The organism is Nitrosomonas sp. PY1, assembly GCF_022836435.1.
In the GTDB taxonomy this organism is placed as follows: domain Bacteria; phylum Pseudomonadota; class Gammaproteobacteria; order Burkholderiales; family Nitrosomonadaceae; genus Nitrosomonas.
Genome location: NZ_BQXC01000001.1, coordinates 1,081,569 through 1,095,025, shown reverse-complemented (window position 1 = coordinate 1,095,025; position 13,457 = coordinate 1,081,569). Strand labels below are relative to the sequence as shown.

13 protein-coding genes and 1 tRNA gene are annotated in these 13,457 nt (G+C 41.7%); 3 read left to right on the top strand and 11 right to left on the bottom strand.

What is annotated here, in order from left to right; translation table 11 throughout:
* Nucleotides 1-25: 25 nt before the first annotated feature.
* Nucleotides 26-1,717: a bifunctional diguanylate cyclase/phosphodiesterase gene (locus W03_RS05170; RefSeq protein ID WP_244071957.1), complete on the bottom strand. Its 1,692-nt coding sequence runs from the start codon at nt 1,715-1,717 to the stop codon at nt 26-28.
* 5 nt (nt 1,718-1,722) lie between these two features.
* Entirely contained in the window at nt 1,723-2,142 is a 420-nt protein-coding gene (locus W03_RS05165) for an MHYT domain-containing protein (protein ID WP_244071956.1), read from the bottom strand.
* 350 nt (nt 2,143-2,492) lie between these two features.
* Between W03_RS05165 and W03_RS05160 the strand changes: the two genes are divergently transcribed.
* Complete coding sequence (locus W03_RS05160; protein WP_244071955.1) at nt 2,493-2,888, top strand: response regulator transcription factor; 396 nt, start codon at nt 2,493-2,495, stop codon at nt 2,886-2,888.
* A 13-nt stretch (nt 2,889-2,901) separates the two neighbouring features.
* The gene (locus tag W03_RS05155) at nt 2,902-4,326 is read left to right on the top strand and encodes a HAMP domain-containing sensor histidine kinase (protein ID WP_244071954.1); all 1,425 of its coding nucleotides are present in this window, start codon (nt 2,902-2,904) and stop codon (nt 4,324-4,326) included.
* Between the two features lie 126 nt (nt 4,327-4,452).
* Here W03_RS05155 and W03_RS05150 read toward each other — a convergent pair whose 3' ends face one another.
* On the bottom strand, nt 4,453-5,949 hold the full coding sequence (locus W03_RS05150) for a DUF4139 domain-containing protein (protein ID WP_244071953.1): 1,497 nt from the start codon (nt 5,947-5,949) through the stop codon (nt 4,453-4,455).
* 201 nt (nt 5,950-6,150) lie between these two features.
* On the opposite strand from W03_RS05150, the gene W03_RS05145 reads away from it, so the two are divergent.
* Nucleotides 6,151-6,240: transfer RNA gene (locus tag W03_RS05145), tRNA-Leu, on the top strand.
* Between the two features lie 104 nt (nt 6,241-6,344).
* Here the strand turns inward: W03_RS05145 and W03_RS05140 are convergent.
* The 8 genes from W03_RS05140 to W03_RS05105 are packed head-to-tail and all read right to left on the bottom strand — an operon-like array spanning nt 6,345 to nt 13,457.
* The gene (locus W03_RS05140; RefSeq protein ID WP_244071952.1) at nt 6,345-6,821 is read right to left on the bottom strand and encodes a M15 family metallopeptidase; all 477 of its coding nucleotides are present in this window, start codon (nt 6,819-6,821) and stop codon (nt 6,345-6,347) included.
* Nucleotides 6,818-7,363, bottom strand: coding sequence for a hypothetical protein (locus W03_RS05135; RefSeq protein ID WP_244071951.1), 546 nt, complete (start codon nt 7,361-7,363; stop codon nt 6,818-6,820). Before W03_RS05135 ends, W03_RS05140 begins: the two co-directional genes overlap by 4 nt.
* On the bottom strand, nt 7,360-7,620 hold the full coding sequence (locus tag W03_RS05130) for a hypothetical protein (protein WP_244071950.1): 261 nt from the start codon (nt 7,618-7,620) through the stop codon (nt 7,360-7,362). The genes W03_RS05135 and W03_RS05130 overlap by 4 nt, the downstream gene beginning before the upstream one ends.
* 29 nt (nt 7,621-7,649) lie before the next feature.
* Complete coding sequence (locus W03_RS05125; RefSeq protein WP_244071949.1) at nt 7,650-7,997, bottom strand: hypothetical protein; 348 nt, start codon at nt 7,995-7,997, stop codon at nt 7,650-7,652.
* 2 nt (nt 7,998-7,999) lie between these two features.
* Entirely contained in the window at nt 8,000-8,359 is a 360-nt protein-coding gene (locus W03_RS05120) for a hypothetical protein (RefSeq protein ID WP_244071948.1), read from the bottom strand.
* Nucleotides 8,360-8,361: 2 nt separating this feature from the next.
* Complete coding sequence (locus W03_RS05115; protein ID WP_244071947.1) at nt 8,362-10,224, bottom strand: CARDB domain-containing protein; 1,863 nt, start codon at nt 10,222-10,224, stop codon at nt 8,362-8,364.
* 3 nt (nt 10,225-10,227) lie between these two features.
* Nucleotides 10,228-11,598, bottom strand: coding sequence for a hypothetical protein (locus W03_RS05110; RefSeq protein ID WP_244071946.1), 1,371 nt, complete (start codon nt 11,596-11,598; stop codon nt 10,228-10,230).
* Nucleotides 11,599-11,600: 2 nt separating this feature from the next.
* On the bottom strand, nt 11,601-13,457 hold the full coding sequence (locus tag W03_RS05105) for a right-handed parallel beta-helix repeat-containing protein (protein ID WP_279600009.1): 1,857 nt from the start codon (nt 13,455-13,457) through the stop codon (nt 11,601-11,603).

Below are 13,457 nucleotides of genomic sequence, written 5' to 3'. Positions count from 1 at the left end.
GTCAGATTAAATTGCAGATATCCATTCAGATGATAGCTGAGGAAATATTTTTATTTTCGGCGTGATTTGTTAAATTTTGCCCTGTTTGTTGGTGACATAATGCATTAAATTCTTCGGCCGTCATAGGCTTACCTAGAAGATATCCTTGTATTTCATCGCACCCCATATCTCTTAGTTTTGCAAGCTGTGAATGGGTTTCTACCCCTTCAGCCACAACTTCCATTTCAAGCGTATGTGCAAGTTTGATGATTGCAGAAACGATGGCACTACCTTCGCGACCATATTCGTCCAGACCATTAATGAAGAATTGATCGATCTTCAATTGTTTGGCGCGAAAGCGCTGTAAATATGCAAGGCTTGAATAACCGGTTCCGAAATCGTCGATTGCGATTTCAAAGTTATTTTGCTGAAATTCATGGATCATTGCAGTGGTTCTTGCTGCATCCTGCATCGCAACGGTCTCTGTAATCTCAAACATGATTTGCATGCTTGAAACTTGCTCACGCTGGAGGATATTCAGTATTGTTTGAACCAGATCCGGTTGTTCCAATTGCCGCGGCGATAAGTTAACAGCCACCTTGAACAACGGGAGCCCGCTAGCTTTCCAGCGGCGTATATGTCGACATACTTCATGTATAACCCAATAGCCAATCTGAATGATCTGCCCAGAGCGCTCGGCAATCGGAATAAATTCCTTTGGCGACAAAGAACCCATATTGGGGTCATGTAGCCGAAGCAATGCTTCAGCACCAGTCAATCTGCCAGTGTCACCATGAAATTTAGGTTGAAAACATAAAGAAAAACTGTCATTCTTAATCGCTTCATATAGGATACCCTGAATTTGCAATGTGCGGACGGCCGCCTCATTCATACTTGCTTCAAAAAAACGGTAAGTGTTACGTCCATTGCGTTTTGCCTCACACATTGCTGTATTCGCATTTTTCAGCAGAATTTCTGCAGTCACCCCATCCTGAGGAAATATGGAAATACCGATACTCGGCGTCACCTGCAATAACTGCTGATTAATCCGCAAATCTGTACGCATACGATACAACACGCTTTCCGCCATTTCAGCAGCAACTTCAGACGATGGGAGATTATCCAGCAGCACAACAAATTCGTCGCCACCCAATCGTGCGACGGTGTCTCCACTACGCACACACTGTAATAATCTTTTCGCAAATGTGCTCAAGATCTCATCACCAACAGAGTGCCCTAATGAATCATTGGCCTCCTTGAATCCGTCGAGATTCATAAAAAAAATAGCGAACATGCTGCAGTGATGTTTGGAAATAATAATCGTGTGTTTGATTCGTTCCATAAGCGTCCACCGATTGGGCAATCCAGTCAACAGGTCAAATGTTGCCAGATGGGTGATTTGTCTATTGAGTTGAGATACCGAGCCAAGCAGAAAAATTTCCCTGGCGTCGAAACGTGACAATATCAGCGTTACACTTAGAATTGCAAAAGTGGATAAAATAGTAGTGACTGCAAGCCATTGTGAATCTAGATCACTAGCAGCACCACTTACTGACTCACTCGGAAAATGAGCGGCAGCCATAGCCATGTAATGCATTCCGGTAATTGCGATACCCATTACACATGCAGCACCAATGCGCCTAGCAATCACTTCTTTTTGATTGATACTATTGAATTTATAGGCGATCCAAAGAGCTATATTGGCTGCGGTAACGCCAATAATTAATGAAATGATCAACAATGTCAGATCGTAATGAATATCCGGTGCATCTGCATGGCTGCCATTCCAGTATAATGCATAGCGGAAATGCCGATACCCATCAGAATTCCGCTCACGATAAGCCGAAAAGACGTCAACTGTGTTTGGGTAACGCCATAAAGTACAAGATAAGAAAAAAATATCGCAATGATCAGCGAATAACCGGTTGTTACCAAATCGTAACCTAACGGAATAGGCAATGAGAAAGCGAGCATTCCGATGAAATGCATTGACCATATACCGATACCCATCGCCGCCGCACCGCCGACAAGCCAAATATGACGTATCCGACGCCCGGCCAATTCAGTTATGTGGCTTGATAGATCAAGCGCGGTATAAGAAGCAAGTGTAGCGACTAAGAAAGACGACACAACGAGCCAGTAATCGTAAGTGGTAGTATACATCGACCCTTCTTATCAACAATCGTAGAAGAGATATATAACGTTTACGTAAGTATTTTCTTGAGCTTGTGCACTTTTCTCTACAGCAATGCGTTAATTTCACTTACCATACGATTAATACCCCAATGGTAAGAACACGGAAAGCCACAAATTAAAAAAATTCTGATAACACTGAAAAATATGTAGAACTGAATTGATTATCGCAGCGTTACTATTCACATAATATTCACAGAAGCTAAGCTATGATCGAATGAATCCATACTCACACTAAGGAAAAGAAAGTAATATGCGACTAGGAAATAAAGAAATTTCTTGATATAACCATAACAATAAAGCAAGAAAAAGGAGATTTGATGATGGCTTTACGAATTGCACACGTTGATGATGATTCCGATATTCGCGAATCCATTCAACGTATTCTGGAAAAGAACGGCTATGAAGTTAATAGCTATCTAACGATGCAGGATTTTATTGATTCATTAAAAAATAATGCTAATCGGCCCGACCTAGCTATTCTTGATGTAATGGTTGAATCTATGGATTCTGGTTTGACAACTTTTGCAAACATCCATAAAAATTACCCGGAGATACAAGCTATTTTTTTGACGTCCTTGGGGGACATGATTAGACCGTATTTTGAAAATCAATCCCACGAATGGGTTTGTATTATGGAAAAACCAGTTGAACCTGTTAGTCTCCTTGCCACAATCAATGAGCGTTTAAAAAACCGCGGCGGACAAGCTGCATAGTATCAATAAACTTATGGCGACTACCGAATTTTCTTGGGGTAAATCCACAAACTCGACTGCTTTACACACAGAAGCGCAAGATCAGGTAAAACTCAGCGATGATGTTTTAATCAGCAATATCCGTTGGTTTATCGCTTTCCGTTGGCTTTTAATTGGTGCGTTAATCATTTTTGAAACTTTAGTACTGCTCGCATCGTCCGATACATTTGTCAAACTAGGCATCAGTGAACAACAAAATTGGCCAATAGCTATCATTGGTATACTAATACTCGCTAATATTTATTATATTATTGCACTAGATTATTTACCCTCTAATCCATATAACTCTCCGACCATCAATCTTTGGATTCAGATCATTGTCGATCTGATATGCCTATCCATTGTGGTTCATTACATCGGGAGCACATCTACTCCAATATCTTTTTTTTATGTTTTGCATATCGCCTTAGCGTGTATTTTCTTCTCTGCCCGTGAAAGCTTATATGTAACAATACTGGTTTGCGTAATGGATACGGTTGTCATTATTATCGACAACTTCCTTTTTGCCCAAGTCTCACTTTCTGCATTGATCGATAAACACTTATCGGTGGGCAATTCCTCGCAAACCAATGCGTTATTATGGATGATTTTTCTTGATGTATTATTCCTGGTGGTCTGGTATGTCGTGTCAAGACTTTCTTTAATTGTTCGAACGCATGAGTATCATTTGGCGGATGCCTATAAACAAATTAAACGGGCACAGATAGAAAAAGATCAATACGCATTATTAATAACCCATCAACTAAAATCACCACTAGATGCCATTCGTAGCAAAATCAATCTAATTAAGGATGGTTATCTGGGAGATACATCGACGGAAGTTACGCAAGCGCTCGAACAAATGGATACACGAGCGAAAAATATGTCGGGCTTAATATTAGATTTGCTCAGACTGGAAAGATTAAAAACCAACTGTTGCGATACCGATCAGTTTCAATCGATCAATGTTAATACTATTATCAAAAAATGCGTTGACAAGCTTTTACCAGTCATTAATTCTAAGGAAATAGCACTGAATGAATCCGTTGGTGACTTTTATTATCAGTGTATTCCAGAGCAACTCGAGATTTTATTTGAAAACATCATTTCCAATTCTATTGTTTACTCTCATCAAGGTGCATCGATTGAAGTTGCCTCGCATATTGCATTTGATCATGCCAACATCACCGTAACCGATCATGGAATTGGGATAGAAAGCAAGGACTTGCCAAATATTTTTAATGAATACTTTTATTCACCTAGGGCTGCGATGCACAATAAATCAACCAGTGGTATTGGTTTGTCGATTGTCAAAATTGCTGCAGAAAATAATAAGTTAAAAATTAAAGTTGATAGTGAGCCTGGAGTAGGCACTACGTTTACCATTATTTTTAGTAACATTACGCCTAGTGCTACATAAGCGCTAAGCGTACTTATTTGTGCTCAGATTGTGACACACCTCCTACCGTATCGACAAAATGAAAGCTTGTCGGTATATGGGAACAGAAGTGACATTAATTTTCTCGCTTTTCTCTAAGAACACTTTTTAATTCAATTTAATGCGAACGCGATACGTCAATATCTTTTCACTTTCTGCAGCCACAGCAACCTTCCATTCAACTAGATTAGCTGCTTTCTTTTCGTACGGTAATGTTTCTGATAGAATTTTCCAGTCCCCTGGCATGGGTTCCTGAACCTGTACAGTAACCGCTTCCTTCTTAGCGTTTTTTATCGTAATTTGATAGGCTGTTTCAAAAATTCCTGGGTGATTCGGCGAATTAGCCGAAATCTGCTGAAAATCAGTTTGCAGCCTATTGGCAGTGATATCAAAAGCATTACCTAGTTTCAAGCGTATTAATTCATGTTTCGGCGTATGTTCAATTCGATCCTCACCGACAAATTGACTGTTTCCCACTAAATCTTTTTTGTAAACACGCATCACACCTTTTGGTAATGGAATGCCTAAACCTTCTCCCTTATTCAGAAAACCGACGTACACCGCGACTGATTTCTTTTGGTCAATGGTATTGTATTCTCCAAAATAATAATAATCTGAACCTTGTAGCACATACTCTTTAATAACAGGCACATTGACTGCTGACATTAACGCTACTTGCTTGGTTTGATTCTCAGATATCGTTGTAGGGTGCTGCAATGTGTATAAATGGTAATCAAAAAAAGATTCTTGCTTCATTGGCGCAGCGTCCGACATCGCTGCACTCATTTCCATTATCTTAGTTGTTCGCCCAAATGCCGGCTGCACTTGATGAACGTCTCCGGCAACCAGTTGTAATTGAGCATCACGATAAGTAGCGCCACTCTGGTTTGTTAAAGTAACCAGCCCATTCAAATCCAAAATACTGTCCTGCTCATTTAGCGCTGCAACATAGTCAGCATGCCAAGACAATCCAGAAGTCAAATAAGAAAGCTCAAAATCGTGCTCGTTTTTTAAGGTATTACGCAAGGAAATTAATAAAGTTGGCTTATCACGTAGACTATCCGGTACACTCGGAAACACCAATCGCCCAAGAATCCCGGTTTCAATACGATCACTATATTTCAGAACAACACCTTCATTAGTCGCAAGCACTGTGGCCATTTCACTCGTCTCAGCGCCGGAAGCAGGATTGATTCTCGCCACAATAATTTCCTGCCCAATAAATTTTTCCAGCAATTTGCTAGGCGTCAACAAATCAAAATCAAAATTTTGTTCAATCAAACGAAATTCGGTAGGATAATTGAGACTACGCAACATAGCCGTTTCAGAGCGGATTCGCGCTGATACATCACGCCAAGCTAATCGATTGAAATCCTGGTCCAGTTTTATTCGACGCAAATCTTTCACCAACGCAAGATCTTCGTTGTATATCGTAACAGCAACATTCTTCTGATCGCTTACCGTAGAGGTTATTTCCTTATTAGAAGTAGGCGTAGCAGAAACATTTTGAATCAGTATATTCAACAAAATTATTGTCACCACACAGCTTAATGAAGCTACCTTACTTTTGATTTTCTGAGATTCGATTCTTTTGTAATATTGCATATATTATTAGTGGATAAAATTATTGTCGTTTACCGCTTACATCGCTTGCACTTATATTAGAAGAATTTCCCTATCGACTTATACAGAGCAAACCTTACTAAACTGCCTGACTTCAGGTTATAATGCGCACTTGAGCTTTCCCGCTACCTTAAAGAGTTAAAGAAGAAAATAACTTTTAAGTGAGGCCAACGAAATCTGATTGCCCGGGTGGTGAAATAGGTAGACACAAGGGACTTAAAATCCCTCGGGCTTAAACCGCCCGTGCCGGTTCGACTCCGGCTCCGGGCACCAATATTCAACAAGTTACACATTCAATTGCTCTCTGAGTTAGTCATTTCGATTGACGACTTTTGCGGAACGTTCCGCAATTATCGATATCCTACCAAAATTTCAAACTAAACATCTGCAATTTCTTCTTGCGGTGCGTAGGCTAGAATGCGCATAAGATCTGCATCGATTTTCAGCGCAGCGCCAGCCAACAGGTCTTTGATGCTTAATCCTTGGCTATACTGACAGTGAAGAAGTTCTCTGAATGTTTTCCATCTTCCAGCCCATTCCAATCCAGATGACTCAGCAATATGGCCACACTTCGTTATTAAATCGATATCGTTCCACTGGGCTTTTCCGTTTATGACTGGAACGAAATCAAAAGCTATTCTGTAATTGTGATACGAATGCCCAGGCCGAGCGTTTGTAACCTTTCTTCCTGGCTTCGTTCTGCCAACAGCATATAATTCAGCTTGACTTTCGTTATCACGATATGTGCTTGTGATGATGACATCGATTCCTTGGCTGCTACATTCAGCGATGAACATCTTGCATTTTTCTCTAACAACAGGATGAAGTTCATTTATATCACGAGAATTTATCATTTGATAATGAATTCCTGTTTGATTGCTTCAACTAGCTGCGCACATGCAGCTTCACCATAACCTACATCTTTGATTATCTCTCGAATATCGCTTGCAGTTTTTGGCTCGATCTCGACTTCGAGAACGTCTCCGCCTGATCGACTATTTGCTTGCTGATTTCCGGCCTGGGTGGGCATTCCGTTTCTACAAGCTTCAGGTTTTTTGGCTGAGATTGACATGCGCTTAAGACCGTCAATACGATCACTAAGTAGCTTGATTTCTTCACTGTATGCAGTAACTGCCTGAATGTAAGCATTGTCACGCTCCTTTTCTATTCTTTCGATTTCAAAGTTTTTCAGATCAATGATTGACTGGGCTTTTTTATCAGCATCGCTATCTCTTTTTTCGTACTTAGCAATAGTGTCATTGACACCACTTTTATAAACTGAATGCTCCCAATATTTATAAAATCCAGCGACTAGCAACAAAACACCAAGTCCAGCAATGATCTTTACGCCTCTCGACATAACCATGCTTGCTAAATATTTAATGATGATGCTCATTGATCTGTCTCCTTGTCGCGTGATTCCCAATATAGTTTTGACACGAACGCCATAACTGCTCCGAGCGGCCCGTACACGGTCAAAAAAACACCGGACAACTCGAGCAAGTTTGATCCTTTCGATATTGCGTGAGATATCAAAGACATTGATTCAACTGATAAGTATGTCGTCAACCAGCACACATAAAGCACAATCAGACGACGAAATCCTTGGTATTTTTCGAATAATTCGAAAATGAATAGCTTGATCTTAGTCATAACTGATGGGCGGTTTCCCGCCCTAAGAATTACTGCACTTGCTCTTCTGGTTGTGGCTCTGGTGTTGGTTCTTCTGTAGGAACTGGATCTGGATTAAGATCATCGATCATTTGCACTGAGCCTTTCAACTCAACGAGCGCGGACTCGACGTCAGCAGTCATCGCATTACTTTCAGCAATCTTTGCTTCCAGATTAGCGACTTTTGTCGTTATTTCGATAGATGCTTTCCCAAGTTGATCTTTAAGCGCGCGCATTTCACCAGCCAATTGATTCATTTCCATCGTTAATTTCTCCAGTTGTTTTTCTAGCCTTAATTGATTTACTACCAATAATTCGACCAGGCTAGATAAGATCGAAACCTTAATTTTTTTGCTCATATTTATCCTATAAATAATTTAATAAAGTTGATGATCGCTTCTACCGCTATTGCTAAACCTCCGAGAGAAAGAAGTATTTTTATTGCGGATCGTGCAATATTAGGAAGCAGCGTCCACGCTACGAAAAGACCTTGTACTTTTTCAATTTTATGAACAATGGTCTTCAAATCTTCGTGAATTGCATAGACAGACTTTGATAATGTCTCGTGTGATAACTGTCCTTTCTCTATCATCGATACAACTTCGAGATGATTCTTCATGATCATGTTTCTGTTTTCTTCCGCATAATTTTTTAGCTGTAGATGATCTTCATAAAGCGGGCAAGATTCTTTGTCGCTTTTGTTGCGCAGTTTTAAAGTCATATTTACCATCCGATTGGTTTTGTAGTGTATGTGCTGATATCAGATGACGCATGTTTGATCCAATTGTCTGTAACTGTGTTCATGTTTTTCCCGAGATACGCACCGGAAATCGAATCGCTGGCTGGTTGCGTTGTATAAGGTGTTCCGTTAACATTTTCTGTCGATTGATAGATAGAGTTTTTATGCATCCAAGCGACGTAGTTTGCGAAAACCTCGGTACGCGCCCAATCTTGCATAAATTGTCTGTTATAAGCAGGCCCAGGGAATGGTATAGGTGATGTTTGCGCTACACCTGCAATAGATCCCCACAAAGCAGGACCAGACATCTGGATTACAACCGGTCCATTTGAGTGTAATTTTTTGATCATATCTATCGATCCGGTATGACCGCCAGTTCCGGCAACAATAAGAAGCCCAGCGTCATTAATACAGCAGTCTGGCATTCCCAAACCTACGCCCAAGTCTGAAATATCTTTCACAAAGCCAGTCAATGAACCATTAGATTGTGTCGTTGACATAACGCAGCGATCCGCATTGATCCACTGACAAATCCCTGTATTCGACCATGACGCTCTGGCTGACGCTAATGCTGTTGTCATGCCAGAAAACCAAGCGCCAGCCCTACCCCAACCGCACGTGGCCGTTCCACTAATAGCTAGATCATTCGGATGTGATATTGACTGCTCTGATATGATGATCGCTTCAATCGCTGGATCGTTGTTAAACTCAGCAGCATAAGCAGCCATTAAAGCTTCCCAGCGCTGCCTCACGAACGTTACATGCATATTCGGAACATGTCCGCCAGGTCCGGTATTACCAGACGTGTATTTGTACTGCCCCATGAAACTTGTGTTTGTGGTTCCAGTGTGATCAGCATCTGCATATTGAGGTTGCTGTAGATATGCTGGAACAGCTACACCACCAAACATTTTTATATGTATGAAAAGTATCAATTTCCGTTGCTGCTTTGCCCACAGTTGATCGCGATATTGTTTGAGTCTGGACATTCCTGCGTTGCGTAGCGTGCCATTGATATCAACTTGGAATCCGTCATATTGACCTTGCGCTTTTTCTAATTGCTGCCAAGTTAACCGCACAATAACGCCTTTCCATTTCCTTCCTGGATCGTTATCTAAGCGCGTCATGATGCCAGCCCAATCAGCCTCGATGCTTCCGGATTGCATGATGTAGTTTCCGTAATCTGCTTTATGCGCAGACGCCGGAGGACTTATCGTGATTGATCTCGAAAATGTGTTGTTTGCATTATTGGATTCTGCGATTGTATTGCCAGGATCTACCTCGGCAAGAATCGTATGTGTTCCTTCTGCTATCGTGTATGAGGCCGCAGTTCCAACGGAAGCGGTGGCTCCAGATGCTAAAGGTCCAGCAATTGAGCCAGATGCTCTAACTGTACCGTCCACTTTATAATCGCAATTGATTGTTCCGGACGCGCTTGCAGACCCTTGATTTTTAACTGTTGCAGTGAAAACTCCGGCCGAATAATTTAATGCTGTTACGATAAGATCCGGTGATGTTGTTACATTGTTTACAGTTATTGAAACTGGATCGCTCACCGTGATAACGTTATTAACGTCACGCACAACCGCTGTTATCGCGTAACTGCCAGAACCATATGCGGTCGTATCGAGTGATACAGAATACGGTGATGTTGTGTCTTCAGAGCCAATCTGCACGCCATTAAAATTGAATTTAACGCCAGCAACGGCAGCGCCTCCGGAAATAGTTGCTGATATTGTTATAGTTCCTGATACCGTAGAGCCGCTCGATGGTGATACAGTTATAACCATAGGAGGTGAAACAGTACCGCCGCGCTTTTGTACGTAGGCTCTTGAAAATGGATTCATATCTTAAACCCCGCGCAGAAAAACGCGTAGTCTGTCTATTCCGATCACCAAGTTTGAATTTGTCGACTGCAAATCAAATGTGATATTTTTGCTTACAGATGTATCAATAGCTAAATCGAGCGGGGCATTGCCGGTTTGATTTGAGTCATCGAGCATATTCAGATGAAAAATATTTCTTTGTGAATTAGTGGCTCCAGTGTTTTCAAACCCCTGATTTATAATGGCCATAGCATTACCTGTTGCATTGAATATTGCTTGCCCGAACCTAGTTCCATCTAGATACATCTTCACTTGTTTAGAAATGGCTGCTGGAGTGAATAAAGTTCTACACCACACACGAACATCAGTCCTCTTTCCTAGAGGCGGCAATGTCACGGTGAATGCATCTATGATTACATTACTTCCCTTCGCTGGAACGGTTGGTGTTCCAAGTCCAGCAGTGTATGGGTAATCTATGTCGACAGTATTGGCATCTGGAACAGCTAGAATGTTGTACTGACCAGGTGTCCAACTGGTTCCGCCAGTAATAGCTAACTTGACATTCTCGATACCACCAGCTCCGGCCGGAACGCATACTGCTGCTGTCAGCAGGTGTCCTGTCATTGTGATGCGGCATTTTCCAGATCCATTGTTAGCTACAGCAGATGCCGATACTTCTGGGAAAACCAGATACAAACGATGAATTTTGTCAGAAATTGATTGATCGCCATCTGGTATCCACTCGTTTTGGAAAGCGCTCGCTTGATATCTGATAGGCTTACCGTTTACACCGAAATTAGTAACATGGAAATAGTTACCATCGTTAGCGGATGGTGATAATGCAGCCATATCTGCATATGTTCCTCTATCGATTCCAGAAATGATATTTCCGTTTTCGTCAAGAAGATTACCGTTGACGTCTGTTCTGATCCCATCATCATAATAAAAATCAACGATATAGGACGGTAATCCAGTAGACAAGGATGTCGGTAGCCCAGGCGTCGCAAATATTATCTGAACGTCGAACTGATACCATGTTCCTGATTCCATTGACGTTTTTGTAATCACCCGCATAAAACAATAATCTACTCCATCGTTAGCACGTGGATTTATCCTGATCGTAGTACCGACCTTGGCAGCAGCCATTATGTTAGACATGTCAACTACAGGAGATAAAGTATTAACACTCATAGCGAATGTTGTAATGTCACCTGAATCTACTGAACCTATATTGCCAAGTCTCATCCACCCGTTTCCTGGATTCGCCATTGTTGAACTAGCACCGAGTTTCATCGGAAACCCTGGCCTATCTCCCTGGAGAGCTGTTAGCGAGCTTATCCCTAGCAAATTTCTAAGGTAATCTTTATATTCAACCACATCCGAGAAAAAAGACATTATTACGCTCCGAGTGTTATTGTTACTATTTCGTCTTGTGTAAAAATCCCACCCTCAGACAAAATTACAATTCCTTGCATACTTGAATATCCGGTCTCATTAACAGCGTTAGCTGTTAATCTGAAAACAATTATTTTTCCTGCCTCTGATTCAAGAGACAGAATTTTTCCAGCCTGAAAAAACTCTGTTGTTGTCAAAGTATCAATGGAATATAAGTTCTTATTAGTAAAGAATAATTGAGTAATTAAAGCAGGATTTGTATTATTGGCTCTGAAGAATTTATTGCTTGGATTTGACGGCGTTGTGCTAGCAAAACTATTGAATCTAAAAAGCATTAAGTTTGTTCTTGGATAAATAACATCTGTATACTCAGGAACTGCGAAGTTCTGATCGTTTATTCTCGAAGACACATATGCAGGAACACCTAATCGTTGCCACGAATTATTTGTCTGAACGCCGGTAATTGTATTAGACGGTGAGTCTCCGATGTTATTTGTGAATGTCGTATTAGCGCCGCCTGAATAACTAACTTGATGACCTATCGCTGTGTTACGATCAAAAGTAACATTAGTAGCGCCGTTGTAGTCGAAACCATATCTGCGGTTATACGCCGCTATACAATGTCTAACTGTATTGCCGACTGAATTCCCCGTCGGGGAACCCGCTTTAATACCGTTACCATCTCCATTAGCCCCTCTTCCGTTACTGTAAGACAACACATATTCAACTATGCTATTGTTAGAGTCCCAAACATCGATTCCATCGTCTGAGTTGCTATGTACGATGCCACGTCGAATAATATTGTTGTAACCGAGCGATACACTGATACCGTCAGAGTTTTCCCCTAACGTCGCCAAAAGCTCATCTGAGCAATCGTGGATTACAAAATCGCTTATTAAATTATTAGATTGTGCCGTGGTTACTAACAAAGTTGCATTCTCAGGATTCTGAATACTAATGCCACTGTGCGCACAATGATGTATATAAACATACCTTACAGTATTGTTATTACCTACCATCAATAGGCCTTTGCTCGGCATATTTCGAATCTCTAACCCAAATAGCTCGATATAAGAACCATTTATGCGTAAGTTGTAATCAGTATTAGCAGCGACGCTAGAACCATCGATAATCACAGTTCCCGGTTGCTGCGGCTGGAATGTGATAGGGTTCGCGCTTGTTGCGACAGTAGAAAAGACTATTTGCGCGGTAAAGTTATAAGTCCCTGGCAACATAAGAACCAAGTCACCTGCCTGTATTAATGTAGCCACGGTTGCTAACGAGCTAGGCGATGCGAGCGTTGCAGCAGTCCCAGATCCGGTCGGTGAGCAATACAATGTCCTCGATGGCGTTCGGGAAGTTGGCGTGTATGCTTCCGGCACAAAATCAAATGGATTCACGCCGCCAGAATAAGCTCCGATGTCGTAAAAATCACCTCTGCCGAATACAATGTCAGAAGACCCTGCCGGACCTTGCGGACCAGTCAATCCAATAGGACCTTGCGGTCCTGTTGATCCTGTCAGACCAATTGGACCTTGCGGACCAGTATCTCCTGTAATTCCTTGTGCGCCTTGAGGACCAGCAACCCCTGCTGGACCTGTTGAACCAGTTAAGCCAACAGGTCCTTGAGACCCCGTCGCTCCTGTTGGACCTGTTGCGCCAGTAGCTCCTTGCGGACCTTGAGGCCCTGCTGGACCAGCTGGTCCTTGAGGACCCTCTGGCCCAGCCAATCCAAGCTGCTTATCATCGATGATTTGCTGAAAGCTTACTCTATATGTAGTAGATCCAAACACAATAGGTAAATTTTCAGACCCATTTATTGTTCCGCTAAATGCTGGCAACTCAGATATTTTAGGCAT

What these genes read in the sequence shown, in the direction of transcription:
- W03_RS05165 (WP_244071956.1), bottom strand. Translation starts at nt 2,142, where the DNA reads ATGTATACTACCACTTACGATTACTGGCTCGTTGTGTCGTCTTTCTTA.
- W03_RS05160 (WP_244071955.1), top strand. Translation starts at nt 2,493, where the DNA reads ATGATGGCTTTACGAATTGCACACGTTGATGATGATTCCGATATTCGC.
- W03_RS05155 (WP_244071954.1), top strand. Translation starts at nt 2,902, where the DNA reads ATGGCGACTACCGAATTTTCTTGGGGTAAATCCACAAACTCGACTGCT.
- W03_RS05150 (WP_244071953.1), bottom strand. Translation starts at nt 5,949, where the DNA reads ATGCAATATTACAAAAGAATCGAATCTCAGAAAATCAAAAGTAAGGTA.
- W03_RS05140 (WP_244071952.1), bottom strand. Translation starts at nt 6,821, where the DNA reads ATGATAAATTCTCGTGATATAAATGAACTTCATCCTGTTGTTAGAGAA.
- W03_RS05135 (WP_244071951.1), bottom strand. Translation starts at nt 7,363, where the DNA reads ATGAGCATCATCATTAAATATTTAGCAAGCATGGTTATGTCGAGAGGC.
- W03_RS05130 (WP_244071950.1), bottom strand. Translation starts at nt 7,620, where the DNA reads ATGACTAAGATCAAGCTATTCATTTTCGAATTATTCGAAAAATACCAA.
- W03_RS05125 (WP_244071949.1), bottom strand. Translation starts at nt 7,997, where the DNA reads ATGAGCAAAAAAATTAAGGTTTCGATCTTATCTAGCCTGGTCGAATTA.
- W03_RS05120 (WP_244071948.1), bottom strand. Translation starts at nt 8,359, where the DNA reads ATGACTTTAAAACTGCGCAACAAAAGCGACAAAGAATCTTGCCCGCTT.
- W03_RS05115 (WP_244071947.1), bottom strand. Translation starts at nt 10,224, where the DNA reads ATGAATCCATTTTCAAGAGCCTACGTACAAAAGCGCGGCGGTACTGTT.
- W03_RS05110 (WP_244071946.1), bottom strand. Translation starts at nt 11,598, where the DNA reads ATGTCTTTTTTCTCGGATGTGGTTGAATATAAAGATTACCTTAGAAAT.
- W03_RS05105 (WP_279600009.1), bottom strand. Translation starts at nt 13,457, where the DNA reads ATGCCTAAAATATCTGAGTTGCCAGCATTTAGCGGAACAATAAATGGG.